This window comes from Pontibacter toksunensis, assembly GCF_042686245.1.
Classification (GTDB): domain Bacteria; phylum Bacteroidota; class Bacteroidia; order Cytophagales; family Hymenobacteraceae; genus Pontibacter; species Pontibacter toksunensis.
The window spans coordinates 1-25,967 of sequence record NZ_JBHUOX010000015.1 but is presented as its reverse complement, the minus strand read 5'-3'; the positions used below and the strand labels follow the sequence as shown (position 1 = coordinate 25,967).

The following is a 25,967-nucleotide window of genomic DNA, read 5'->3' as shown; positions in this document are numbered from 1 at the left end:
CACGTTTTTCAATACATAAAGTATGTCTTCTACTTCAACTACTCTGGAAAAACCAAATTCAGGTACATGGGACGGTGGTAACGAGCCATTGAAAGCGAGCTATGGCAAACTCATGATGTGGTTTTTCCTGCTCTCTGATGCGTTCACATTTGGTGCCCTCTTGATTGTTTATGGTTTATCACGCCACAAGCACTTACCATACACCGGCGATCCGGATGCCTTTGCCTTTTCGACGCAATGGTGGCCGATACCAGAGAAAGTGTACAATGCATTTCCGGGCTTTCATGGAGTAGATCTTCCGCTTGCGTTCGTGGCCTTGATGACCATGATCCTGATCCTAAGTTCCGTAACCATGGTACTGGCAGTAGAGGCAGGGCACAGAATGGATAAGAATGACGTGCAGAAGTGGTTGCTGTGGACTATCCTGTTTGGAGCTACTTTCTTAGGATGCCAGGCATGGGAGTGGGCTCACTTTATTACTGGTGACGAAGAAGGCATGCTCTTATCAGACGGTACACGCATTATAGGTGCCAACCTGACGGTGAACCAATATGGCCCTCCCTTGTTTGCTGACCTGTTCTTCTTCATTACAGGTTTCCATGGTACACATGTATTTTCAGGAGTAGTGCTGCTGGTGATGATTTTTATCAATACCGTGAACGGTGTGTACCACAAGCGTGGGCACTATGAGATGGTGGAAAAAGTAGGTCTTTACTGGCACTTTGTAGACCTTGTTTGGGTATTCGTATTTACATTCTTCTATCTGATCTAATCACAAAGGAAATAACTTACAGCTGTTTGCATTAGTATAACTATATAAGAGCAACTAACTGTAGAACTTAAGATACTGATATATATGGCATCGCATCATCACGACAACAACATGCACCACTCTGGTGACATTCCTGAACCACAGACCAAAGGCATCTGGAAAACGTTTTTCATCCTGGTAGGTATTACGGCGCTTGAATTCGTATTCGCCTTCTTCATGGAAGCAGGTACCGCCCGAAACGTAATCTTCATTATCCTGACGCTTTTCAAAGCCTTCTATATTGTGGCGGAGTTTATGCACCTGAAGCATGAGACCAAAGCACTTATCTGGACCATCATCATTCCATTGGCACTTATTGTGTGGTTAATGGTGGCCCTGCTGGCAGAAGGTAGTTACTACTTTGAGTCAGTAACCAACTACTTCTAATAAAGAAACATTAGTATGAGTAACCTTAAGGCACTAATATTAGGAATCCTAATATTAGTGCCTATTCTTATTTTAGCCTTTGTAGGTGTTTTCGGAGAGCATCACTTTACCCTCCCAACCTATTACCCGAAGCTGGATGCTTCCGGGAAAGTGCAGTATTCAACCCAGGGCGACACCGTATTCCACCAGGTCCCTGACTTTGACCTTGTCTCCCAGGAAGGTGAAACCTTTACTTCAGCAGATGTGGCCGGTGATATTTATGTGGCGCATTTCTTTTCTACTAACTGCCCCACCAGGTGCCAGCAGATTTCTTCGCAGTTGGTGCGTGTGCAGGAAGCATTTGAATCCAAACCCGAAGTTAAGATTGTGTCTGTCACAGTAGCGCCTGAAATAGATTCGGTAGAAGCACTGCAGCGCTATGCCGCTACGTATGGGGCCAAAGAAGATAAATGGTACTTCCTGACAGGGGAAAAGCAGGAAATTCTGAAGCTAGCAAGAGAGGGTTATTATTTGCCGGAACAAGAAGTGGGGCAGCAGGGTTTTACCTACAGCGATAAACTCGTGCTGGTAGATAAGGAAGGAAGAATTAGAGGGGTTTACGATGGAACCGACCAGGGGGAGGTAGACCGCCTGAAAACAGAAATAAACGTGTTGCTGGATGACTACAGTAAGAGAAAGTAATGGTAAGTTGACGAGCGGAGCAGACAAGAAGTTTCTGACGCTCATTGCAGTGCTATCGGTGCTGATTCCGGTTGTGGTGGCTGCATTGTTCTTTATGCCGAAGGAAGGCAGCAGTTCGGTAGATGTATCCTACCTGCCTGCTTTTCATGCCATCCTAAACTCCCTGACAGCTGTCGCTCTGGTGATAGGATATGTGAATGTAAAGCGGCAGAATGTGAAAGCACACAGAGCAGCTATGCTGGCGGCTTTTTCCTTATCGGCTATCTTTCTGGTGTCGTATGTGACCTATCATTTCCTGGGAGAGCGAACGACATACGGCGGAGAGGGAGCCTTAAAGTATATCTATTACTTTATACTGCTGACGCACATCGTGCTGGCTGTTGTCATTGTGCCGCTGGTGCTGCTGTCAGTATACTTTGGTATCTCAAACCAGCTGGCGCGCCACCGCCGCATTTCCCGCTGGACTTTCCCGATATGGCTGTACGTAGCCATCACAGGTGTTTTGGTCTACCTGCTGATTTCGCCGTACTATAGTTAAACTTCTCCATTACAGAATCTGTTCTTATAGAGATGAAACTGAAGATAAAGAAAGTTGTCGCTGCTGTAGTGCTAAGCCTGATGCTGGTTTTTGCTGGTACAGATGCCTACAGCCAATGTGCTATGTGCCGTGCCACTGTGGAGTCTAACGTAGGCACCGGGAAAGGACATAACCATGAGCCAGAGTCTGATGTCGGTTCAGGGTTAAATACAGGTATACTTTACCTGATGGTGATACCGTACCTGCTGATAGGCACTGTAGGCTTTCTATGGTATAAAAACAGCCGCAAAAAAGCGTGAGCTGCCCCTCCAGGGTAGGAATTCTACTTTTTAGACGGTGACCGCGATGCAGGCGGAGAGAGGTGCATCCGTATTCTTTCCTGAATTTGCTGAAGTTTGACCGGATGCACACCACCTGCCTGAATGCGCCTTTATTATGAGGTAGAAGTAGGCTTGTTCTGGGGGCCATGAACATTAGCTGTGGCATTTCTGTTGCCATTGTACTGGTTTGTGGGTGTCATGTTATATTACCTGGCCAACAGCCCGCCCATGTGGGTGTACCTCACAGCGGTAGGGGCAGTCATCATTTTTTCACCACCATTCTTTTCAGGTACGCCTTTATATTAGTTTGCTCTTTCTTTTCCGGAAGCAGGTATAACTCCGTCTATACCAAACGGTAGCACGATTTTTGAATTTATAGTGGTTATCCTACGTTTTGCTTAAATTCGTAGATAAACTACGCAGATTTGAACCGGAAATTTACGCCCTTAGCCCTTTTCATTGTATCGCTGCTGTGCTTTTTGGCTACAGCCGCACTTCATTACAAAATACCCTTCGCAGCGCCTGCTTCAGATTATAGCACCGAGATAACTGCTATTGCGGAGCGGGTACAGCAGGACATTGAAAAAGCACACCGTAATGCAGAAGTCATTGGGCGCGAACTAAAGCAAAAGGATGTAACTTTCGCTTCGCTGCTGCAGAAGGCTGAGTACCCCACTTTCGTTTACCAGGATAACAGGCTTATTTTCTGGTCTAACCACACCATAGCGCCCGAGCTTGATTTCCATTCCCCTTCGACCCGAATTATGGCTCACCGGAACGAGTACGGCAGCTTTATAGTAGTACCTTTCGAGTCAGGACAAAATCATATCGAAGTATTTGTCCCGCTGCAGCTTAACAAGGGAGCCAGCAGAGACGCCATAAAATCAGAATTGAAGAGTGGCGTATTTGATGAGGTAGCAGGAGAGTTAGTGTGGGACCCTGCAGCGGATCTCCCTAAAGTGTACAGCAAGAGTGGTAACTTCTTATTTGCCGTCAAATTTCAGAGTGTACTGGAAAGTGATCCCTTAGCCGCGCTAGAGTTGATTTTATTGACACTGGGAGCCATTTTTTTTGTCTTGTTTTGTGTAGCACTGGCAAAGCGCTACATCAGGAAGGAGCAGTATAGCAAGGGCGTTTTGCTGTTCCTGGTGCTGCTGGCCCTGTTTCGACTGGCGCTGCTGTTGCTTGACTTACCTTATGCTATAACGGAGACACCACTCTTCGATCCAAAGCTGTATGCAGCCTCCTTCTGGTCGCCCTCTATCGGTGACCTTGCACTTAACATGCTGCTGCTGGTAACCGTTGCTGGTTTGGGCCTGTACCTTTTTGTGCACAATGGGGTGCTGGGACAGCTGAGCGTAATGCCTGTAAAGCAGGCGCGGGTGCTGCAGGTCGCCTGTATGGCTGTATTTTACATCCTGTTGCTGCTGCTTTTCCAGTTCTACTACAACATTTACCATAACACCCCGCTTACCCTGGATATAAGCCGGTCGCTGGAACTTACAAAGTATAAGGTGGTGCTGTATGGCATCATGCTGCTGCAGACTGTTGCCTTGTGTTTGTTTACTTACATGCTGGCCACAGTGGTATCGGTGCTGCTGTATAGAGACACGAAGCTATGGGCGTTTAAAATGCTGCTGGGTGTAGGAACTGTAATGCTGTTGCTTGCTTACGTCGTGCTCCCGGAGCTTTCCATTATTGTGCTGGTAGGCTTCCTGTTCTGGCTCATCATTATTCTGGCAGCACAGCACCGGCAGGCTGTAAGTCTGGCTTACCGGACCTATCTCTTCTTCTTCCTGGTGCTCATCATCAGTGCTTTCACGGGAGCCCTGTCGCTTTATGTGCACTACCACAGTGAGCTGAAGCTGTACAAGCAGGAGTTTACATACAATATTCTACAAGACAACGATGTGCTGGGGGAATACCTGCTGGTAGAGGAGGTCACAAAGAAGGTTGCCGCTGATGAAGTAATCCAGATGCAGATGAGGGGCCCCTACGTAGATGCCTCATTCATCAAGCGCAAAATCACAAAGCAGTACCTGCCGAGTCACTTCAATAAGTATGAAGTAAACGTGATGCTGTTCGATAGCGAGGGAAATGCCCTGGAAAGCGCTGATCCGTCGGCCCCCACACTGCAGGAGTTGCGGCGGCACTTCGATACCCCGCAGTCGCAGACAGAACATGAGGACCTGTTCCTGCTAAAAGACCCGACCCGTTATGATGCCCGCATTTACCTAAAGCTGATAAAAGTTCCGATCAACAATTTCCAGTCGGGTACCATTGCCCTACAGCTAACGCTCAAGAAGCTACTGCCAAACAGCGTGGTGCCAGAGCTGCTGGTTGACCAGAAATACGCGCAGCCCTTCCGGCGCGATATGCTGAGCTATGCCGTCTATAACGGCAATAAGTTGCGTTACAGCGAAGGAGAGTTTGATTATGCCATTAACTTCGACAGAAACCTTTTGCAGCGGCGGGAGCTTTACGCCCAAGGCACGAACGAAGGCGGGTTCCATCATTTTGGAGTGAGTAGCAACGACCAGACACTTGTTATCTCCACAGAGGAGTATGGGGCGCAGGAACTCCTTTCTAACTTCTCTTTCCTGTTCCTGGCCTTTATCATAGGGCTCCTCGTTGTCGGGCTTTTGTACCTTTTGCTGCTGCGCCACCGCCTCCGCGACTTCAGCCCTAACTTCAGCACCAAAATCCAGATCTTCCTGAACTTCGGTATTCTGCTTCCCTTGCTGATGGTGAGCATTGCCACGGCAGGCCTGGTAACGGCTTCCTATAAAAAAGACCTGATGGAAACATATGAGCAGCGTGGAGAGGCTGTTCAGGCAACATTAGCACGGCAACTAAGTGACATGCTACTGCAGGACAGGCGAAGGTTGGAGGGCTTGATAACAGAGGTTGCAGCTATCTCTGAAACAGACATTAACCTTTACAACCGCTACGGAAAGCTGGTAGTTACGAGCCAACCTCTGATTTTTGAGGCAGGGCTGTTGTCGAAGCTGGTAAACCCGAAGGCTTTTGCGGCCATTTCGGAGCGACAGGCCCTGCGGGTGCTGCTGCAGGAGCAAACAGGCGATCTTACCTTCAATGCTGTGTACCTGCCGCTGCGCGACGAGGATAACCCAGGCGAGCTGGTAGGCTTTATTGGAATTCCCTTTTTCGATTCGGAAAAAGAGCTTGACCTGAAACTTATTGAGCTGATTACAACCACAATGAACATTTTTACAGTTATGTTCATTACGTTTATGGTGCTGACATTCTTTGCGTCGAGAACCCTTACAGTGCCCCTGCGCATGCTGGCCGATAAACTGAAGCGAACATCCTTAACCGGTAAAAATGAAATGCTGGCCTACGAAGGCGCGGATGAAATCGGTATGCTGGTGAATGAGTATAACCGTATGCTGCTTACGCTGGAGCAGAACAAGCAGGATCTGGCCGTGCAGGAGAAAGAGGCGGCCTGGCGCGAGATGGCCCGGCAGGTAGCGCACGAAATAAAAAACCCGCTCACACCCATGAAGCTCTCGCTACAGTACCTGCAGAAAGTCATAGCGGAGAAGCGCCCGAACACGGAGGAGATGATCAACAAGATATCGCACACGCTGATTACGCAGATAAATATTCTCAGCGACATTGCCACCTCATTCTCCAGTTTCACCAATATGCCGGAGCCAAAGGCAGAGCCGATGGATGTGGCTGCCGCCCTGCACAAAGCCGCTGACCTGCACAATGATCCGGCCTCCGCGGTGCTTAAGAAATGCATTCCGGATGAGGAGGTAATAGTGAAGGCAGATGAAAGCCTGATGGTGCGTACGTTCAACAATTTGTTGCTAAATGCTATTCAGGCGGTGCCTGCCATCCGGAAACCGCATATTGAGGTGAAACTGGAGCGGCAGGATGAGAAGGAGGTGCTGATTTCTATCCGTGACAATGGCAGTGGCATACCGGAGGATATCCGGAGCAAAGTTTTTATTCCGAACTTCAGCACGAAGTATACAGGGTCGGGTATAGGCCTGGCCGTCGCCAAACGAGGTATTGAAAACGCAGGAGGCCGTATCTGGTTTGAATCCGAAGAGGGGAGAGGCACGACGTTTTATATCTTGTTACCGCTGGCTTAGCATGAGTAGGAGAGGGTTCTATATGGTGTTGCTGTTTTTCGGGCTGAGCCTGCCTCTGTTGGCACAGGCGCCCGTGAACAACCAACGCTGCATCTGGCTACCTCTTCCTGCTATGCCGCAGCAACTCGACTCGCTCACGCTGGACCCCACCTCCGTTACCTTCTTGCATCCTAAAAAAGAGGCATTTGCCTTTGACTATAAATATAGCCTGAACGAGTTTACCCTTACCCGTTTCCCGGCTCCCGACTCTGTGGCGATAGATACGCTGGGCACCATGCAGGCCCTGCGCGATTCGGTGCTTGTCTGTTTTCGGGTGATGCCCCTGAACCTTACGAAGCCTGCTTTTAAACGCGATATCACGAAACTGGAGATGAGTTCTTTCCAGGACCGCTTTTACCAGGAGGACATTGCCACAAAGGAGGAAATTTTCAAGACACCGGGACTGAACAAGTCAGGAAGCATCTCGAGAGGTATTTCCTTCGGAAATACGCAGAACGTGTTTGTGAATTCCGCCCTGAACCTGCAACTGGACGGCAAGCTAACAGAGGATATCAGTATAACAGCCGCCATCACAGACCAGAACATTCCGTTTCAGCCGGAGGGGAATACGCAGCAGTTGCAGGAGTTCGACAGAGTATACATTACGCTGAAGCACCGGCTCTGGCAGCTCACCGCTGGCGATGTGGTGCTGCAGAACAAGCCCTCTTATTTTCTGCAGTTCTACAAGAACGTGCAGGGCGGCGCTTTTGAGACGAAGTTTGGCACTACACCGGGACGGGAAGGCGTAACTACGGTAGCGGCCTCGGTTTCAAAGGGGAAATTTGCTTCCCAAAACATTCAGCCACAGGAAGGGGTGCTGGGACCCTACAGGCTGCGCGGCCCGAACAATGAGCGCTTCATCATTGTGCTGGCCAATTCGGAGCGGGTGTTTCTGGATGGGAGGTTGTTGCAACGAGGATATGATTATGATTATGTGATAGATTATAACCAGGCTGAGATTACCTTCACCACCCGCCATGTCATCACGAAGAATACTCGTGTAAAAGTTGATTTCGAATACTTCGATCAGAACTATAGCCGGGGCATTTACCACCTGAACCATTACCAGAACCTGGGCAAGTTCAAGGTATACGGCAACTACTACAACGAATCTGACAACCCGAACAACCTCATCAACCTGAACCTGCAGAACGAGGAGAAGCGCCTGCTGGCAAGCGTCGGTGATAGCTTGGATTTAGCGGTAAGCACCGGCGCAGACAGTGTTGCTTTCGACCCGACAGCAGTGCTTTATGCGAAGCGCGATACGGTGTACAACGATGGACAGTCTGCCGCATCAATCTTTGTTTACTCCAACAGCCCTGATTCTGCTTTTTACAATGTGAGCTTTACAGAAGTAGGGCTAAACAACGGAGACTACATACTGGCGAACAGTGCCGTAAATGGCCGAATGTACCGTTGGGTAGCACCCGTAGATGGAAGGCCACAGGGAAGTTATGCGCCGCTGCGGGTGCTTCCTACGCCTAAAAAGAAACAGCTGATTACACTGGGCAGTAGCTATGAACTGCAGCAGGGCGTGAGTGTTTTTATGGAAGCTGCGGCCTCTGAAAATGACATCAACCGCTTTTCTGATAAAGACGCAGGAGACGACCAGGGAAAAGCTGTGCGGGTAGGGTATGTGGTGCAGGACAAGGAAGTTCCTTTGCTGGGAAAGTATAAGCTCAACAGCACCTTTAACTATGAATACACGGACCAGAACTTCGTGCCCATAGACCGTTACCGGCCCATCGAGTTTGACCGTGACTGGAGTTTGCTTACAGCTGAAAAGGCAGAAGACCACATCCTGAACTTTTCAGTGGGAGCCACCCAGGATGCGGCCAACCTGTTCAACTACCGCATTAGCAGGCGCTCCAGGGAGGCGCAGTTGGATGGGGTGCAGCATTACGCGGATGTGATGAAGACGCTGGGAAAACTAGTGCTGCGCAACCACCTTTTTATGCTGAACAGCGAGCAGGGGCAACGGCAATCGGAGTGGTACCGGGGCGACCTGGGAGCAGAGTATAAATTTGGTAAAGTAACACCCGGCTATACCTTTCGCTTTGATAAAAACAGGATTACTTCTTTGGAGACGGATTCTGTTGTTGGCTCTGCCATGTACTTTCAGGAGCACTTGGTGTATGTGGAAAGCGGCGATTCTACCCGTACCAAGTTCCGGTTAGACTATAGCCACCGCACCGACAAGCGCCCAACCGGAGCCGGTACCATGGGCCGACCGGAAGTAGGACAGACCTACAATGCGGTGATGCAAACACATTTGGGCGCAGAAAACGACCTGGCCCTGCAGGCTACCTACCGAAGGCTGGAAGTAGTGACCGGCGATGATGAGGAAACGGTGCAGTCGCGGGTAGATTGGAATGCGGGTTTTCTGGATGGAAGCTTTCGGTCTGAGTTAAGCTATGCTACGGGTACAGGCCGTGAGCTGCGGCGCATCTATATTTTCCAGGAGACATTACCCGGCCAGGGAACACATTACCTGCGCGATGGCGCTAGCCCAAATAACCTGAACGATTACCTGGAGGCCCAGACAGTGGATCAGCGGCGCTACATCAAGATATTCCTGCCTACAGACGAGTATATCAACGCCTACACCAACCGCTTCACCTACCGCCTCACCAGCAACACACCCCGCAGCTGGAAAACAGAGAAAGGTCTAAAAGGGCAAATGTCCCGCTTCTCCATGCTCACGTTTGTCAGCATCGATAAGAAAACAACAGACGAAGACCTGAAGCAGCGTTTCAACCCCTTTGCCGACGATATAGAAGACCAGTTCCTGATATCGCTGGTGAAGGCAATGCGGCATACGGTGTACTTTAACCGCAGCAATCCACTGTATGGAGTAGAGTATACGGTGCAGCAAAACCAGCAAAAGTCGTTGCTAACGAACGGCTCTGAAACCCGGAACGTGAGCAGTCAGGTGCTGGCCGGTCGCCTGAACCTGAATGAGGTGCTCAGTTCCCAGCTTAACCTGGGGCTGAACGTAAGAGAGAATCAGTCAAACTTTCTGGTTTCGAAAAATTTCAAGATTGAGAGCCGGGAAGTTTCTCCGGAATTGTCTTACCAGCCGAACACGCGGCTGCGCTTTACAGGTAAATATCAATATGCGCTACGGGAGGATGCTTTGGCGTCAGCAGAGGTAGAGCAGCAGGGGCTGTTTCATGAATTTGGCGTGGAAGCGAAGCTGAGCCAAGTGAGCAAGCGTACCTTTACAGGCAACCTCAAGTACGTAAATATAGATTTTACAGGAGATGAGTTCTCCTATGTCGGCTATGAGATCCTGAATGCTCTGCGCCCCGGCAACAACATGACCTGGTCGCTGAACCTGCAGCAGCGCCTCAGCAACGGCCTCAACATATCGCTCAACTACGACGGCCGCAAAGCGAATGGTATCGGCGCCGTACATACCGGCCGCACACAAGTATCGGTGTTGTTTTAGGGGCTAATCAAGTGCTGTAAAGGTCTTTCCCACCACACTCCCACCATCAATCCATTAGCCACTGCTAACGCTTTTTGTTGTTGGTGAAAACACCAACAGCGGCGGGCAACAGCTTGCACGAAGTGAAGGTGTTCCCAGTCTTTGGGTTGAGCGCCTTGTAAATGTTGCGGTGCTGAACGCAGTGAGGCAGCCTGAGCAGAGCGAAGGCAGCTTCAGTTACACAGCGCGATGCCCAAAGACGAGGCCTCTCGGCCTAGAGAGCTAAGACAGGAGCTTTGAAATAAAATGATGAGCTGTCGCTGGATAAGCCGTCCCCACGTCAGCTTAGACAGAAATGTCTATAACAAACTTATGCTGTGGAAGGAACATTAGGAAATATAGTGCTATATCTAACATTCAATCATCAACAAAAAGCAAAGCCCACTCACGCATTGCAAGTGGGCACTAAGTATAGCTGCTGAAATACAATTCATTCATAATTCAACATTCAGAACTCATAATTTTCAATAATACCTGCCCGGAATCAGGTAGTTCTGCACGTAATCTGTTACGCCTTCCTCTAAGGTATAGAACGGCTTATCATACCCTATAGAACGAAGCTTGCTCATGTTAGCTTCCGTAAAATACTGGTACGTGTCGCGGATCGTTTCCGGAGTATCCATGAAGTTTATATCTGGTGTCACTCCCATAGCATCAAAGGTATTTAGAGCCAGCGCCATAAAAGTGCGGGCTTTCCCGGAGCCGAGGTTATAGATGCCGGAGTTCTTGCGGTGGTGCATCAGGAACAGGCACACATCCACCACATCCTTTACGTACACAAAGTCACGCATCTGCTCCCCATCGGCAAAATCAGAGTTGTGTGAGCGGAACAAGGTCATGCTGCCTTTCTCTTTGATCTGGTTGTAAGTATGAAATATAACCGAAGCCATTTTTTCTTTGTGATATTCGTTCGGGCCGTACACATTGAAGAACTTTAGACCTGCCCAGAAGAAGGGCTTTGCTGTTTGCTCCAGCGCCCATATATCGAAATCATTCTTGGACTCCCCGTATGGGTTCAGCGGCTTCAGTAAAGGAATAATGGCTTCATCATCGTCATAACCAAGAGCGCCGGCACCGTAGGTGGCTGCAGAGGAGGCATACACCAGTGGAATCTGGTATTCACAGCAGGCATTCCATACTTTTTTAGAGTAGTTCAGGTTCAGGAGGTCAAACACATCTTTATTGAACTCTGTGGTATCAGTGCGGGCACCTAAGTGGAAGATAAACTCCACCTCTTCATAATTCTCGTCAAGCCACTCAAAGAAGCCGTCGCGGTCTACGAATTCCTTTATCTTTTTACCCTGTAGGTTTCTTTCTTTTTTGGCGACAGAAAAATTGTCTACCACCACGATGTTATTAAAATTAGCCTGGTTCAGCCTGCTGACAAGGCAGCTGGAGATAAAGCCTGCGGCGCCGGTTACTACGATCATATTTCAGTTTTTAAACCTCTAACGAAATTTAGGTTAAATTTACGAAAATAAATGGAGCCTGCTCTTTGTAAGCAAGGGCATAAACAAATCTGAAGTTTGAAACAGAATCAAAACGTAGGCTTGTACATTAAATTTAACTGGCTGCTGTGCCTTTGCCTGCTACTGGCACTGTCATCCTGTAATCCGGCAGACCAGCAAGAGCGGGAGCAAATTGTACTGGAAGATGACCTGGGGCGGGAGATAAAATTAAATGGACAGCCGAAACGTGTGATGGCGCTGGCCACATCGATGACGGAGATGCTGTTTGCTGTGCTTGACACCAGCACCATTGTAGGCCGCACCCAAAACGACGATTACCCTGCCGCCGCTCTCACCAAGCCGGTGGTGAATAATTACCCGGTAGATTACGAGGAGGTACTCCGGCTGAAACCAGATCTTATTTTTACCGTGGAGGGCATCACACCCCTGGATGTGGCTGCACGGCTGGAGGAACTGGGCATACCCGTGTTTTACCAGCGCTACGAAACAGTAGAGGATATTTTTACTGCCCTCGAGGACATTGGCCAGATAATGGGGCGGGAGCAGCAGGCAGAACACTTGGCAGATTCACTGCGGCAAGAGGTCGCGCAGATCAGGGCCCGGCATCAGCAGCAGGCACAGCCCTTGCGTGTGCTGGGTCTGCCAGGCTACGACCCGATTTATGTGTACGGCCACAACACAGCTATTACAGATAAGCTACGCATCCTGGGTGCAGAGAATGCTGTGGAAGAAACCTATGAGCCGCTGACAAGAGAACAAATTTTAAAGAGTAACCCTGATGTTATACTGGGAGGAACGCCGCAGGAACTGGAGGAGAGTTTCTTCAGCATATACCCGGAACTCCGCAAGACCAACGCTTACCAGAACCAGCGCCTCTACAAACCGACTACTGATTTAATGGCGCGGCCTTCGCCTCGTGTGGTGGAATCTATTCGGGAGTTGGAGCGGTTCCTTTATCCATGAGTAGGGCACTGTATTTTACGGTTGCTTTCTTGCTCATTCTGGTCGTACTGGTACTGGGCTTGCAGGTGGGCTCCTTTGAGTCTGATTTAGGTATCTTAGCCGATGCTTTCCTGCATTACAACCCCAATGACACCACACATTACGTGCTGATGCACCTGCGTCTGCCCCGCCTGCTGCTGGCGTTGGTGGTGGGAGCCTCACTTGCTCTTGCGGGCTACCTGATGCAGGCGATGGTCAATAACGGCCTTGCCGATCCTTACCTTTTGGGTACTGCCTCGGGTGCGTCTCTGGGAGCTATTATCGTGTTTTTTGGCTTTGTGCCCATAACCTTGGCTGGTATCTATATGCCGCCCGTTTTTGCGCTGGCGGGTGCTTTTGTGGTCACGCTGGTGGTAGTGATACTGGGCTACCGCAAACGGCAGCTAATTCCGTCGCAGTTACTGCTCGCCGGTATTGCTATTTCTTCGCTGGGCACTGCCATCGTAGGCCTGCTTACCTTTCTGTCTGATTCCGAAAGCAAGCTAAGAACCGTGATCTTCTGGTCGATGGGGAGCTTTGAGCGCGCCAGCTGGACCATGCTGCCTTATCCTGCTGCGGCTTTGCTGGCGGCTCTGCTCCTGTTTGTTTATTATCAGAAGCAGCTGAACATTCTGTTACTGGGAGAGGAGCGGGCGCAGGCACTGGGCGTACAGGTAGCACGCACACGCTGGGTAATTTTAATTACCGTGTCTGTCGTAACAGGCTTTGCTGTAGCTACCTCCGGGCCAATTGGCTTTGTGGGATTGATTATTCCGCACGTTACGCGTGGGCTCATGGGAACCACCGGCCGATCTAACCTGCTTTTCTGCGCATTTGTGGGCGGCTTTTTCATGCTGCTCTGCGATTTGCTGTCGCGGTTAATTTACCCACCTGCAGGTTTGCCAATTGGAATCATTACTTCGTTCTTTGGTGTTCCTTTCTTCGTATATTTGCTACTCAGAAAGAATTACAATTTTAGAGGTTAGATGATTTACGTAAGCAGGTTAGAGCACTTTAATGCAGCACATAAGCTGCACAACCCGAGCTGGTCGTTGGCGAAGAATAAGGAGGTTTTCGGGCCATGTGCTAACACCAACTGGCATGGGCATAACTATGAGCTAATCGTGACTGTGAAAGGTAAACCAGATCCGGATACGGGTTTTGTGATTGACCTCAAAAAGCTCAGCACCCTTATCCGTACGCACATCATCGAAAAGGTAGACCACAAGAACCTGAACCTTGATGTGGTTTTTATGGAAGATAAACTGGCCAGCACAGAGAACCTGATCGTGGAGTTCTGGAAGATTCTGGAGTCACGCATTCTCGACATCTCAAATAAAAATGCACAACTACACAGCCTGAAGCTTTACGAAACACCACGTAATTACGTAGAGTATTTCGGCGAATAAAGAATAGTGAAGCGGTTCGTATTATATGAGCTGCCTGCCGCCCTCCTGTACCTGTACGGTAGCATTAACAGAAACAAACTGCTATGAAGTATTACATCATAGCCGGAGAGCGCTCCGGTGACTTACACGCCTCTAACCTCATCAAGCAGCTTCGGAAGAAAGACCCGGAGGCGCAGATAAGGGGTTGGGGCGGCGATATGATGCAACAGGCTGGTATGGAATTGGTGCGTCATTACCAGGAGATGGCCTATATGGGATTCGCAGAGGTGCTGAAGAGTTTAGGTAAAATTTTTGGCTTTCTGAGAGAGTGCAGGGCCGACATAAAAGTATACCAGCCCGATGTGGTGATACTTGTGGACTATGCTGGCTTTAACATGCGCATCGCTAAGTTTGCTAAGGCGCGCGGACTGAAAGTTTACTATTACATTTCGCCTAAAATCTGGGCATGGAACCAGAGCCGTGTGTATAAAATTAAAAAGGTGGTAGACCGCATGTTTGTTATCATGCCTTTTGAGGAGGATTTCTATGCCCGTTTCGATTATAAGGTAGATTATGTAGGCAACCCGGTGAACGACTCTGTAACAGACCATGTGCGCACACCGGATTTCAGAATCCGAAACAAGCTTTACAACAACAAACCTATCATTGCCATACTGCCAGGTAGCCGCAAGCAGGAGATAGAAGGGATGCTGGACGTGATGCTGAGCGTGCTGCCGTCTTTCCGGGACTACCAGTTTGTAGTGGCAGGAGTTTCTAACCTTTCTAAAGCCTACTACGAGCAGTACAACAAAGACCCGAACATCAAGATTGTCTACGACCAGACATATGATTTACTTGCCCATGCCCGTGCAGCACTGGTAACATCGGGAACGGCTACATTGGAGACGGCACTTTTTGGCGTGCCGCAGGTGGTGTGCTACCGCACTAGTGCCATTTCCTACTCCATTGCTAAAATGGTCATTAAGGTTCCCTACATCTCGCTGGTAAACCTGATTGCTGACAAGCCAGTGGTAACAGAACTGATACAGGACGATTTCACCCCGAAGAAAATCATCGCGGAGCTCAAGAACGTGCTCTTCGACAAACACTTCCTGAAAAAGCAGGAAGAGGGCTATGCACTGGTGCGCCAGAAGATTGGCGACTTCAGAACAGCAGAGCGTGCCGCGCAGTTGATGGTGCAGTACCTCCAGGCTGATATACGCCAGCCTATCTAACTGAAGCTGAATAGGTACCAAGGTCAGTAACTTACCGTTTCTCGCTTCCCGCTTCTTCAAGAAGCTACATCCTATTTATCTGGGGCATTATGCTGTGTCCTCATAACCTTGGTATAGGTCCTCCTCCTTAGCTGTATACTATAATCAATGATATTAAAAGGTACATGGCTTTGAAGAGTCCCCCTTTGAAGGGGGTAGGGGGATGATTACAACTGCGAATAATCTTGTACAACTATAGTCTGAAGCTGCTCACCCTTTATGCGCTAGCGTCCTCGCCCGTATCCACTACTTTTGGGCCTCTGGCCCAGTCGAGTTACAAACTCGGAATTATTGTTAGACACAAGTTTAAAAACTTGCGCCAGTGTAAGGGAGAAGGAATCAGTCTTACCTTCAAAGGAGGATAAAGAGCAGCCTGCTTAACAGCAAAGGTGTTGTGGAGTTGCATAGCACAGGGCACTACTCATCAAGAGCCCATACAACTCGAAGCTAACAGGCTACCGTATAGAGTATAGGTAGCTTTTGAAGCTGCTTATGTGCCACTAGCTAAACAAACGAATTATGAAATCTATACTAATTGCTTTAGGGATTACTGGATTAACAATTGCTGTCCTGCTGATTACCGCTGCGTCCTCCGCTGATGATAATCATCTGGATGGCACGTCTGGCCGACGCATGGTCTGAGAAAATATTTGATGATGCAATTAAGCCTTTCCTTGTACTGATAAAAGCAAAACCGACAAGGGTATAAACAGGAAGAGGTAGCTTACTGTAGACTACCTCTTCCTGTTTATGATAATATCTTCAATCTTAAGCTACTTTCAACTGCTTCAGGCTTGATTTCTCAAACTTCTCGCGGGCGTACTTCCCGGTAATCAGCAATTCTTTTGTGCCTTCTTCCGACGGGAGTTCAAACATGGCATCAGTCATGATGCCTTCGCAGATAGAGCGCAGGCCACGGGCACCCAGTTTATATTCTGCCGCTTTCTCCACAATATACTCCAGTGCACTGTCATCAAAAGTAAGGTTGATGTCTTCCATCTCGAACAGGCGCTTGTACTGCTTCACGATAGAGTTCTTTGGCTGAATGAGGATCAGGCGCAGCGTTTCTTTATCTAATGGGTCAAGGTGCGTCAGCACGGGCAGGCGGCCAATTAGTTCTGGTATCAGGCCAAAGCTTTTCAGATCCTGTGCTGTCAGGTACTTCAGGAAGTTCTCGCTTTCCTCTTCATCATCCTGTTTCGACTTAGAGAAGCCAATAGGGCGGGTGTTCAGGCGGGTTTTAATCAACCTGTCGATACCAACGAAAGCACCACCGCAGATAAACAGGATGTTCTCTGTGTTAACGGTAATCATTTTCTGCTCCGGGTGTTTACGTCCTCCCTGCGGCGGCACGTTTACAGAAGTTCCCTCCAACAACTTCAGCAGGGCCTGCTGCACACCCTCGCCGCTTACATCGCGGGTTATAGAAGGGTTGTCGCTCTTACGGGCAATCTTATCAATTTCATCTATGTATACAATGCCGCGCTCCGCAGACTCCACATTATAGTCAGCAGCCTGCAGCAGGCGCGTCAGGATGCTTTCCACGTCTTCGCCCACGTAACCAGCCTCTGTTAGCACAGTAGCATCGGCAATACAGAAAGGCACCTGCAGTATTCCTGCCATCATACGCGCCAGGTATGTTTTACCTGTACCTGTTTCGCCCACCATAATGATGTTCGACTTCTCAATAACTACATCCTGGTTCTCGGTTGGCTGCATCAGGCGCTTGTAGTGATTGTAAACTGCCACCGACATAACCTTCTTCGCCTCATCCTGCCCCACAACAAACTGGTCGAGGTATCCCTTCATCTCCTTCGGCTTCATCAGGTTGAACTTTGGAGTACGGCTATTGGCGCGTATTTTATTTTCCTCGTTCAGAATCTGCTGTGCCTGTCCGATACAACGGTCGCAAATATGCGCGTTGATACCAGATATCATCACCGATACATCTTTCTTATTTTTGCCGCAAAATGAGCAAGTAATTTCTGCCATAAGAACCCGTTGATTCACCTATATCCTGCCTCAAATGTCAGGACTTAAAACAAAGGTACAAAATTGAAAATTTATCTAAGCACAAATTTTTTTACCTAAATGTTACGAAAGCATTAAAATGCCGTGATAAATTTCAAGATGTATATTTTTATATTGTTGATTATTTACATGATTATCAATTAGTTATAACGTATATATTTCCACATTAGCCTGTTGATAAATATTTTAATATTATGAGATTTTAATAAGAAAAGAAGCGGGAATATCACAATGAGCAAGTGGAGCACAGGCAAACAAAAACCCACTCCAAAAACTGGAGTGGGTTCAGTGCAATTTTTAATTGGGATAATGCCTATCCTTTCTTGCGTACTAACACTTCGTCGATCAAACCGTACTCTTTGGCTTCCTCTGCTTTCATCCAGTAATCGCGGTCAGAGTTGTCATACACTTCCTGGTAAGATTTGCCGGAGTGCTCTGCCAGAATCTCATAAAGCTCTTTCTTCAGTTTCAGGATCTCGCGGGCTGTGATCTCGATATCAGAAGCCTGCCCCTGAGCACCACCCATTGGCTGGTGAATCATAACGCGGGCATGCGGCAGGGCAGAGCGCTTATTCGCGGCACCACCAGCAAGCAGTACGGCACCCATGGAGGCTGCTAGGCCAGTGCAGATAGTTGCTACATCCGGGTTCACATACTGCATGGTGTCATAAATACCCAAGCCGGCATAAACAGAGCCACCCGGGCTATTGATGTACAGCAGGATGTCTTTCTTCGCGTCTGCTGACTCCAGAAAAAGCAACTGCGCCGTAATAATGTTGGCGATAAAGTCATCTACCTGGGTGCCAAGGAAAATAATGCGGTCCATGATCAGGCGGGAGAATACATCAATCTCCCGGAAGTTAGTGGGGCGTTCCTCAATTACGGAGCGGGTCATGCTCTCAATAGTGTGCATGGCTCTGCCTTCTACATGATTTATATATTGGTCTACGCCCAGGCCGCTCATGCCCTGGCCTTTTACGGCAAATTTCCGGAACTCGTCTTTGTTAAACATATCTTGTTTAGGTTTACGGTTTTGTTTACAAATAAAAAAGGTCCTTTAAGAAAGGACCTTTTCGCTAATATAGTTTTTTCGTTCGGTTATTCAAACGATTTGTTTTTGAAGTCCTCTGCAGTGATCGTCTTCTCTACAACAGTCATCTGCTCTTTTAGTTTAGCGAGCACCTTCTCGGCCAGCAGTTGCTCGTACTCCTGTATGTAGTTACGGCCATTGTCCTGCTGCAGGTATTGGTTAGCATAGTTGTTCATGCTCTCCACCAATTCTTCAGGAATTTCCGGCATGTTGAACTGAGCAAGCATTTTCTCTTTCGTAGCACTCACTACTTCTTCGTTGCTTACTTTCAACTCATTCTCCTCAACTACCTTGTTTTTGATCATCGACCACTTCAGCTCACGCTCGTACTTGTCGAAGTTCTCTTCAACCTGCTCCTGCGTCAGTTTGCCTTCGTTTGTAACCAGCAGCCAGCGCTTGAAGAACTCTGTTGGGAGTTCCACCTCCACGTTATCTACTAGGGTGTCGATGATGTTGCGGTACAACAGGTTGTCAGCCTCACGCTCATAGTTTTCCTTGATGGTCTCGCGGATCTTGTTGTGATACTCCTCCTCTGTTGTTACTTCGTCTTTACCGAAAAGCTTGTCAAAAAGTTCTTGGTTCAGCTCAGCCTCCTCCGTACGGTTGATTTTCTCAACTGTAAACTCGAACTCGCCGTTCAGGTTAGCCACGTCATCTTTGCTCAGGCCGGTAACATGTGCCAGTGCCGCGTTGTCGTCGCCAAAAGTCTTGCGGATGTCAAAGCGGATAACGTCACCTTCCTTAACACCTACAAACTGCTCCTGTCCTTCCACCACACGGTTTGTAGGTATAAGGGTTTTAGACTGGAACTCGCCTTCTACCGCTTTTAACTCGCCGGAGATGAAATCACCCTGCTCAGATGTCTCAGGATTAACTGTTTTGCCGAACTGGCGCTTCAGGTTAGTATATGCTTCGTCAAGTGTCTTTTCGTCCACTTCAATGCTGTAGCCCTCTACGCTTTTATCCAGCGGAAGGTTAAAGTCAGGAAGCAGGCCTACGGCATAGTTGAACTCGAACTCTTTCTGCGTATCCCAGTCAATCTGTTCCTGGCTTGGCTCCGGAAGCGGCTCACCTAAAAGCTTTACATCGTTCTCACGGATGTATTTGGAGATCTCCTCCTGCAGCGTTTTGTTGATTTGCTCTACCAGGATGCTCTTGCCATACATTTTCTTTACAAGCCCTGCAGGCACTTTACCAGGTCTGAAGCCCTTGATCTGAGCTTTTTTGCTGTATTCTTTTACCTGCTGGTCTACTTTCGGAGCGTAGTCGGCCTCTTCCAGTATCACCTTCAGTTGTGCATTGGTGCTGTCGGTTTGATTTAATGTAATATTCAAGGCTTATAAGTTTTAATTTTTTGAAATATCTACTAAAAACAAACCCCCAACATGGCTGTTGAGGGTTTGAGTTTTGTGCGGATGGAGGGACTCGAACCCCCATGCCTCGCAGCGCTAGATCCTAAGTCTAGTGCGTCTACCAATTTCGCCACATCCGCTTGATTGTGCTTTTTTGTAATATTGGTGCAAAGTTACTATCTGAAATTTTAAAAGCAATACCCGGCGTAAAATTTTATCAAATATTTTTTAACTTACATACCTCCGGGTTGGCCCTGGGGCTTTAGCTGCAGCTGGTTATTGGTTGCATTTTATATTCAGCTATATTTGAACGAATAAAGCAGCTACATAATTGTATATATAAGGCAGGAGGTAAGTGTGCCCTGTTTAGAGCATTAACTTATTTGTTCCCATACATATTACTATGATCGATCCAGAAGCAGAACGCAAAGAGATCTTAAGACATTATAGAAGATTACTTCGGTACGCCAAGCCTTTCCTGAAGGATAACGATGCCAAAATCATAAAGAAAGCTTTTAACACCTCGCTGGAAGCGCATGGCGGAATGCGCCGCAAATCGGGTGAGCCTTATATTCTGCACCCGCTCGCGGTGGCACAGATTGCGGTAGAGGAAATAGGGCTTGGTACCACCGCTATTGTGGCAGCGCTGCTGCACGATGTAGTGGAAGACACCGAGCTGGAAATCTCCGATATTGAGCGCGAGTTTGGCCCGAGTGTTGCCAAAATCATTGAAGGGCTTACTAAGATATCAGGTGTGTTCGACTACGGCACCTCGCAGCAGGCCGAGAACTTCCGTAAGATGCTGCTCACGCTGAGCGACGATGTGCGGGTTATCCTTATTAAGCTGGCGGACCGCCTGCACAACATGCGTACCCTCGACAGCATGCCGCGCCACAAGCAGCTGAAGATTGCCTCTGAAACCATGTACCTGTACGCCCCGCTGGCGCACCGCCTGGGTTTGTATACCTTTAAAATGGAGCTGGAGGATTTGTACCTGAAGTATACTGACACGGATACCTACAAGGACATCTCTAACAAGATCCGGCAGACGCGCAGTGCCCGCAACAAGTTTATCAAAGACTTTTTGCACCCGATAGAGGAGGAGCTGCGCAAGTATGGGTTTAAGTTTATGATTAAAGGCAGGCCCAAGTCCATCTACTCTATCCTGAAGAAGATAAAGAAGCAGAACATCACCTTCGATGAGATTTACGACCTCTTCGCTATCCGCATTATCCTGGATGTGCCTCTGGAGAACGAGAAGGCGGCCTGCTGGCAGGTATACTCTATTATAACTGACTTTTACCAGCCCAACCCTGATCGCCTGCGCGATTGGGTGAACACGCCGAAGGCAAATGGCTATGAGTCGTTGCATACTACGGTGATGAGCAGGTCGGGACAGTGGGTAGAGGTGCAGATCCGGACAAAGCGGATGGACGAGATTGCCGAGAGAGGCTATGCCGCTCATTGGAAATATAAAACAGAAGGTGTCGCCTCCGGGGAGTCAGGGCTTGAGATGTGGATAAACAAGGTGCGCGATATGCTGGAGGCTAACAACTCCGACGCATTAGAGTTTATGGATGAGTTCCGCAAAAACCTTTTTGTGGAGGAGGTGTTTGTATTTACGCCGAAGGGGGAGCTCATCATTCTTCCGGATAAGGCAACCGCGCTCGACTTTGCTTTCGAAATCCATACCGACATTGGCTTGCAGTGCCTGGGCGCGAAGGTAAACCAGAAACTGGTGCCGTTGAGCTACAAACTGAAGAACGGGGACCAGGTGGAGATCCTGACGTCGCAGAAACAGAAGCCCAACGAGGAGTGGCTGCAGTATGCCGTTACCTCTAAAGCACGTACCCGCATTAAGGATGCCCTGCGCGAGGAACGCAAGAGCAAATCGGAACTGGGCAGGGCTATGCTGGAGAACCGCCTGAAGCAACTGGAGGTAGCCGATACGCAAAATAACATCAACAAGCTGCAGGCTTATTTTAATGTACCCTCAGCACAGGATTTATACTATAGAATAGCCACAGGGTATATTGATATTAAGAGTGTTAAGGAGGTTATCTTCACAGCTACTGCCGAGAAGGGAATTTCTATGCTGGAGCCGAAGTCCTTTGATAAGGAAGTACAGAAGATAAGGGGGATTAATTCCGATATGCTGGTAATAGGTGGAGACACGGCTAACATGGAGAATTACACGGTGGCCCCTTGCTGTAACCCTATACCGGGCGATGACGTTTTCGGCTTCCAGACCGAAAGCGGGGGAATCGAGATTCACCGAACAAACTGCAAGCGCGGCATTGAGCTGATGTCCAACTATGGGAACCGCATCATTAAAGCCAAGTGGACAGATCAGAAGGAGCTTGCCTTCCTGGCGGGTATCCGTATCAAAGGCACCGACCGGGTGGGACTGGTCAATGACCTGACAAAAGTTATCTCCACCAGCCTGAAAGTAAACATGCGCTCCATCACCATGGATTCCAACGATGGAATCTTTGAGGGCAACATCATGGTTTTTGTAAACGACACCGGTCACCTCGACATGCTGATGCAGCGCATGGGCAAGGTGAACGGAATACTTACCGTAGAGCGCTTCGATTAAGAGGGGCTATCATTAAGACAGATATGGCATTAAATACAGTAAAGTTCGAAGAAGTAAAGAAAATCTTCACAGCATACTTAGAGAGCAAGGGCTTGCGTAAAACACCGGAGCGCTATGCTATTCTGGAAGAGATATACTCCCGCGACGGGCACTTCGATGTGGAATCGCTCTACATCAGCATGAAAAACAAGAATTACCGCGTAAGCCGCGCCACCGTGTACAACACCCTGGATCTGCTGGTAGAAAACGATCTGGTGAGCAAGCACCAGTTTGGCCGTAACCTGGCGCAATATGAAAAATCGTATGGCTACCGGCAGCACGACCACGTAATATGTACGGAGTGCCACAAGGTAGTAGAGTTCTGCGACCCGCGCATTCATAATATACAGACCATGGTAGGGGACCTGCTGAATTTTCATATCTTACATCATTCCCTTAACTTATACGGCATTTGCGGCGATTGCCGTGCCAAAAAAGCGACAGAGGAAAAGCAACATGAAGTATCAGACAGAGCTTAAGGACGACATCTTATTTGTAAGGTTAGAGGGAGACCTGATAGCCGGCACAGACACGCAGCGCATGATCGACGACGTGGATGGCGGAAAGCCGCTGGTGTCGCTGCTGTGCGCCATCGACCTGTCTAACGTGCGCTTCATGGACAGTAGCGGCATGGGCGTGCTGGTGTCGCTGCTCACCAAGTTCAGGAACCGTGGCGGCGAGCTGGTGCTCATCAAACCATCCGATCACATCCGCAAGCTTTTAATCGTTACAAAGCTAAATGCGATTTTCACTATCGCTGAGAATGATGACTTTGCGGCGCAGTTTTTAAAAGAGTCGATTTACTAAAGATCCTAAGCCCCGAAATAAACATGAGAGCCACCCTAACCGGTGGCTCTTTCTGTTTTACATGAACTTTGTCTTGTCAGCAAACAGGAAAAGCTTGAAATTACAATCAAGCGCTGACCCTTGGAGATCAGGTAATATCGTCTTAGGGTTGATGTTCATCAAGTTCAGTTCTTTTAAGACACATCTTCTCTCTGTCTCCGGGATGTTAATTTTGATGAAAACATTTTTGTTTATGTAGCCAAAATGCTCCTGTATCCAATAGTGTACTGCTGCAGGTCTCTCCAGGTCTTGACCTCAACCTCTAAATAACCTCTGTCACCCTCTGGCAATGATAGCATTTCTATGGTGTTGATGTGTTGCAATATAATATTTGTGGTGGTTGTTTGGAACAGAGAGCCGAATGAGGTGGTGTCACCAAAACGCTGAACGGCAAGAAGTGCCAGGCAACCGAGAAGGAAAGAATAAAAAGTATGAACATCTCGCTTCCTCCTCAACTCTCATTTGAGTTTCATTCAATTTAATTTAAAATAATAAATTCATTACATTTGGGAGTAAAAAGAGAGTAGTCAATTTTTTTGGGTAGATCTTTTAGGGGTAAGCGACTGTAAAAGAGGCTTTGAGAACAAGAAAGAGCTTTATAATAAATGCGGCGCAATTCTTAAAAGAATCAATTTATTAAATACATAAATGGCAGTTGATATATTAATAGGTCTGCAGTGGGGCGACGAAGGAAAAGGAAAAATCGTTGACGTACTGGCCCCGACCTATGACATTGTAGCCCGTTTCCAGGGCGGCCCAAATGCAGGTCACACATTGGAGTTTGAAGGCACAAAGCACGTGCTGCACCAGATCCCTTCTGGTATCTTCCATCCACATATTCAGAATATCATTGGTAACGGTGTCGTGCTGGACCCCATCGTGTTCCGCACCGAAATGCAGAAACTGACAGACAGAGGCGTAGACGCGGCGAAAAACCTGTTCATTTCTAAAAAAGCGTCTCTTATACTGCCATCGCACAGAGTGCTGGACCGTGTTTCAGAAGAAGCTTTAGGTAGCGGCAAGATTGGTTCTACATTGAAAGGGATAGGCCCGACTTACCAGGATAAGATTGGCCGTGTGGGGCTGCGTGTAGGAGATATCCTTTCAGATGATTTCCGGGAGTGCTACAATAAATTACTGGACCGCCACCGCAGCATCGTGAAGTTCTACGGGCAAGATCTGGATATTGCGGAGCAGGAGCAGGCTTTCTTTGAGGCTGTAGACTATCTGCGTACGCTGCAACTGGTAGATACGGAGTACATGATCAACAACGCCATCCAAAACGGCAAGCGCATATTAGCGGAAGGAGCACAGGGTGCTTTGCTGGATGTTGATTTTGGCACCTACCCGTTTGTAACTTCCTCGACCACGTTGGTGGCAGGTGCCTGCACTGGTTTAGGTGTGGCGCCACGGCATATCGGCGAAGTATACGGTATCTTTAAAGCCTATTGTACTCGCGTAGGCAGCGGCCCTTTCCCAACAGAGTTACTGGATGAGGTAGGAGAGAATATTCGCCAGGCTGGCCGTGAGTTTGGTTCAACCACTGGCCGTCCGCGCCGTTGTGGTTGGGTAGACCTGCCAAGCCTTAAATACTCAATCATGTTAAACGGCGTAACGCAGCTGAACATGATGAAGGCGGACGTGCTGACAGAGTTTGATACAATTAAAGTGTGCACGCATTATAAGTTGGCATCTGGAGAGTTAACAGATCAGGTGCCGCATAACTTAGAAACAGAAAAGCTGGAGCCGGTTTATGTGGAATTGCCTGGCTGGAAAGTGGATTTGAATAAGATTCATTTAGTTGAGGAATTACCGGAGCCATTTAAGAATTACCTGACGTTTCTGGAAGAACACCTGCAGGTGCCGATAACAATTGTATCAGTTGGCCCGGATAGGAAGAGCACATTGAAGCGTGAAGCCGTGACTGCTTAAGTTGCAGAAAGCAATAGGCAGAAATTCTGGCAAATAATGAGGGCCCTCATTATTTGCCAGATAGGTGTAACCTCGTGGATAAGGATGGCGTAAATATTCTTCCGGCATATGGGGAAACCTACAGAAAAGTAGGGTATGAAGTGCCTCAGGGATATTGTCATCTCATGCCCAAGCCGCAGGTAGGAAAGCTTAAATACTTTTAAAGCTTAAATACTTTTATAGAGCATTTAGTTTATAGAGCATTTAGTAATTTCTTCGAGATACAGGAACTCTGGCAGAGTGCGGTAACCACACGGGATTGGGTTTGCAAAAGTTCTTTTAATTTTTTTTCCCCGCAGCCTTAGGCACTTGCCCGGGAACAGGCAGGAGACAGCAGGTTTTTGTGCCGGCGCCCCTTGCAAAGAGAAAAAAGCTTCTTACCTTTGCATCCCGCTTCACAAGGAAGGGGGGAGGGGCTGGTAACACAGCCTCCACGTCATGAAAAGCGGCAGGGGGAAAGAGAAAAAAACTTTACCTCCAGCCTTGCGGAAAGGGAAAGGTTTCTTACCTTTGCAACCCGCTTCACAGGGAAGCAGA

Annotated in this window: 19 protein-coding genes and 1 tRNA gene; 15 read left to right on the top strand and 5 right to left on the bottom strand. The window is 48.3% G+C overall.

Annotation, left to right across the window (positions count from 1 at the left end):
• Positions 1-22: 22 nt before the first annotated feature.
• The 7 genes from ACFS7Z_RS18140 (at position 23) to ACFS7Z_RS18110 (ending at position 10,351) form a co-directional block, all read left to right on the top strand.
• A complete protein-coding gene (locus ACFS7Z_RS18140; RefSeq protein WP_377487576.1) occupies positions 23-772 on the top strand; it encodes a cytochrome c oxidase subunit 3 in 750 nt (249 codons plus the stop codon).
• Positions 773-856: 84 nt separating this feature from the next.
• Positions 857-1,198: a cytochrome C oxidase subunit IV family protein gene (locus tag ACFS7Z_RS18135; RefSeq protein WP_377487574.1), complete on the top strand. Its 342-nt coding sequence runs from the start codon at positions 857-859 to the stop codon at positions 1,196-1,198.
• 15 nt (positions 1,199-1,213) lie between these two features.
• The gene (locus ACFS7Z_RS18130) at positions 1,214-1,879 is read left to right on the top strand and encodes an SCO family protein (RefSeq protein WP_377487572.1); all 666 of its coding nucleotides are present in this window, start codon (positions 1,214-1,216) and stop codon (positions 1,877-1,879) included.
• Entirely contained in the window at positions 1,857-2,417 is a 561-nt protein-coding gene (locus tag ACFS7Z_RS18125; RefSeq protein ID WP_377487570.1) for a DUF420 domain-containing protein, read from the top strand. Before ACFS7Z_RS18130 ends, ACFS7Z_RS18125 begins: the two co-directional genes overlap by 23 nt.
• A gap of 32 nt (positions 2,418-2,449) precedes the next feature.
• Entirely contained in the window at positions 2,450-2,716 is a 267-nt protein-coding gene (locus ACFS7Z_RS18120; protein WP_377487568.1) for a hypothetical protein, read from the top strand.
• A gap of 446 nt (positions 2,717-3,162) precedes the next feature.
• Complete coding sequence (locus tag ACFS7Z_RS18115; protein WP_377487566.1) at positions 3,163-6,861, top strand: sensor histidine kinase; 3,699 nt, start codon at positions 3,163-3,165, stop codon at positions 6,859-6,861.
• Between the two features lies 1 nt (position 6,862).
• Complete coding sequence (locus ACFS7Z_RS18110) at positions 6,863-10,351, top strand: hypothetical protein (RefSeq protein WP_377487564.1); 3,489 nt, start codon at positions 6,863-6,865, stop codon at positions 10,349-10,351.
• 503 nt (positions 10,352-10,854) lie between these two features.
• On the opposite strand, the gene rfaD is transcribed toward ACFS7Z_RS18110, so the two are convergent.
• Positions 10,855-11,820 carry an ADP-glyceromanno-heptose 6-epimerase gene (gene rfaD, locus ACFS7Z_RS18105; RefSeq protein ID WP_377487562.1) on the bottom strand — a complete coding sequence of 322 codons (966 nt, stop codon included), beginning with the start codon at positions 11,818-11,820 and terminating at the stop codon, positions 10,855-10,857.
• A 96-nt stretch (positions 11,821-11,916) separates the two neighbouring features.
• Between rfaD and ACFS7Z_RS18100 the strand changes: the two genes are divergently transcribed.
• The 4 genes from ACFS7Z_RS18100 (at position 11,917) to lpxB (ending at position 15,463) form a co-directional block, all read left to right on the top strand.
• The gene (locus ACFS7Z_RS18100) at positions 11,917-12,822 is read left to right on the top strand and encodes an ABC transporter substrate-binding protein (RefSeq protein WP_377487560.1); all 906 of its coding nucleotides are present in this window, start codon (positions 11,917-11,919) and stop codon (positions 12,820-12,822) included.
• Entirely contained in the window at positions 12,819-13,826 is a 1,008-nt protein-coding gene (locus tag ACFS7Z_RS18095) for a FecCD family ABC transporter permease (protein ID WP_377487558.1), read from the top strand. The genes ACFS7Z_RS18100 and ACFS7Z_RS18095 overlap by 4 nt, the downstream gene beginning before the upstream one ends.
• The gene (locus ACFS7Z_RS18090; RefSeq protein WP_377487556.1) at positions 13,827-14,249 is read left to right on the top strand and encodes a 6-pyruvoyl trahydropterin synthase family protein; all 423 of its coding nucleotides are present in this window, start codon (positions 13,827-13,829) and stop codon (positions 14,247-14,249) included.
• Between the two features lie 83 nt (positions 14,250-14,332).
• Positions 14,333-15,463: a lipid-A-disaccharide synthase gene (gene lpxB, locus ACFS7Z_RS18085; RefSeq protein WP_377487554.1), complete on the top strand. Its 1,131-nt coding sequence runs from the start codon at positions 14,333-14,335 to the stop codon at positions 15,461-15,463.
• A gap of 807 nt (positions 15,464-16,270) precedes the next feature.
• Here the strand turns inward: lpxB and clpX are convergent.
• The 4 genes from clpX to ACFS7Z_RS18065 all read right to left on the bottom strand — a co-directional run bounded on the left by clpX (position 16,271) and on the right by ACFS7Z_RS18065 (position 20,115).
• Complete coding sequence (gene clpX / locus ACFS7Z_RS18080) at positions 16,271-17,494, bottom strand: ATP-dependent Clp protease ATP-binding subunit ClpX (RefSeq protein ID WP_377487552.1); 1,224 nt, start codon at positions 17,492-17,494, stop codon at positions 16,271-16,273.
• A 352-nt stretch (positions 17,495-17,846) separates the two neighbouring features.
• Positions 17,847-18,545 (bottom strand): ClpP family protease, encoded by a 699-nt coding sequence (locus tag ACFS7Z_RS18075; RefSeq protein WP_377487550.1) that lies wholly within the window; start codon positions 18,543-18,545, stop codon positions 17,847-17,849.
• An 86-nt stretch (positions 18,546-18,631) separates the two neighbouring features.
• The gene (tig, locus tag ACFS7Z_RS18070) at positions 18,632-19,957 is read right to left on the bottom strand and encodes a trigger factor (RefSeq protein ID WP_377487548.1); all 1,326 of its coding nucleotides are present in this window, start codon (positions 19,955-19,957) and stop codon (positions 18,632-18,634) included.
• A gap of 76 nt (positions 19,958-20,033) precedes the next feature.
• Positions 20,034-20,115: transfer RNA gene (locus ACFS7Z_RS18065), tRNA-Leu, on the bottom strand.
• 257 nt (positions 20,116-20,372) lie between these two features.
• Between ACFS7Z_RS18065 and ACFS7Z_RS18060 the strand changes: the two genes are divergently transcribed.
• The 4 genes from ACFS7Z_RS18060 to ACFS7Z_RS18045 all read left to right on the top strand — a co-directional run bounded on the left by ACFS7Z_RS18060 (position 20,373) and on the right by ACFS7Z_RS18045 (position 25,391).
• Positions 20,373-22,574: a RelA/SpoT family protein gene (locus ACFS7Z_RS18060; protein WP_377487729.1), complete on the top strand. Its 2,202-nt coding sequence runs from the start codon at positions 20,373-20,375 to the stop codon at positions 22,572-22,574.
• 23 nt (positions 22,575-22,597) lie between these two features.
• Positions 22,598-23,092 (top strand): Fur family transcriptional regulator, encoded by a 495-nt coding sequence (locus tag ACFS7Z_RS18055; protein WP_377487546.1) that lies wholly within the window; start codon positions 22,598-22,600, stop codon positions 23,090-23,092.
• A complete protein-coding gene (locus tag ACFS7Z_RS18050; protein ID WP_377487544.1) occupies positions 23,070-23,420 on the top strand; it encodes an STAS domain-containing protein in 351 nt (116 codons plus the stop codon). The genes ACFS7Z_RS18055 and ACFS7Z_RS18050 overlap by 23 nt, the downstream gene beginning before the upstream one ends.
• A gap of 687 nt (positions 23,421-24,107) precedes the next feature.
• Positions 24,108-25,391, top strand: coding sequence for an adenylosuccinate synthase (locus ACFS7Z_RS18045; RefSeq protein ID WP_377487542.1), 1,284 nt, complete (start codon positions 24,108-24,110; stop codon positions 25,389-25,391).
• Positions 25,392-25,967 lie beyond the last annotated feature (576 nt).

Bases quoted from the DNA above. Each gene is read 5' to 3' on its own strand.
- ACFS7Z_RS18140 (WP_377487576.1), top strand. From the start codon at position 23: ATGTCTTCTACTTCAACTACTCTGGAAAAACCAAATTCAGGTACATGG.
- ACFS7Z_RS18135 (WP_377487574.1), top strand. From the start codon at position 857: ATGGCATCGCATCATCACGACAACAACATGCACCACTCTGGTGACATT.
- ACFS7Z_RS18130 (WP_377487572.1), top strand. From the start codon at position 1,214: ATGAGTAACCTTAAGGCACTAATATTAGGAATCCTAATATTAGTGCCT.
- ACFS7Z_RS18125 (WP_377487570.1), top strand. From the start codon at position 1,857: ATGACTACAGTAAGAGAAAGTAATGGTAAGTTGACGAGCGGAGCAGAC.
- ACFS7Z_RS18120 (WP_377487568.1), top strand. From the start codon at position 2,450: ATGAAACTGAAGATAAAGAAAGTTGTCGCTGCTGTAGTGCTAAGCCTG.
- ACFS7Z_RS18110 (WP_377487564.1), top strand. From the start codon at position 6,863: ATGAGTAGGAGAGGGTTCTATATGGTGTTGCTGTTTTTCGGGCTGAGC.
- rfaD (WP_377487562.1), bottom strand. From the start codon at position 11,820: ATGATCGTAGTAACCGGCGCCGCAGGCTTTATCTCCAGCTGCCTTGTC.
- ACFS7Z_RS18095 (WP_377487558.1), top strand. From the start codon at position 12,819: ATGAGTAGGGCACTGTATTTTACGGTTGCTTTCTTGCTCATTCTGGTC.
- ACFS7Z_RS18090 (WP_377487556.1), top strand. From the start codon at position 13,827: ATGATTTACGTAAGCAGGTTAGAGCACTTTAATGCAGCACATAAGCTG.
- lpxB (WP_377487554.1), top strand. From the start codon at position 14,333: ATGAAGTATTACATCATAGCCGGAGAGCGCTCCGGTGACTTACACGCC.
- clpX (WP_377487552.1), bottom strand. From the start codon at position 17,494: ATGGCAGAAATTACTTGCTCATTTTGCGGCAAAAATAAGAAAGATGTA.
- ACFS7Z_RS18075 (WP_377487550.1), bottom strand. From the start codon at position 18,545: ATGTTTAACAAAGACGAGTTCCGGAAATTTGCCGTAAAAGGCCAGGGC.
- ACFS7Z_RS18055 (WP_377487546.1), top strand. From the start codon at position 22,598: ATGGCATTAAATACAGTAAAGTTCGAAGAAGTAAAGAAAATCTTCACA.
- ACFS7Z_RS18050 (WP_377487544.1), top strand. From the start codon at position 23,070: ATGAAGTATCAGACAGAGCTTAAGGACGACATCTTATTTGTAAGGTTA.
- ACFS7Z_RS18045 (WP_377487542.1), top strand. From the start codon at position 24,108: ATGGCAGTTGATATATTAATAGGTCTGCAGTGGGGCGACGAAGGAAAA.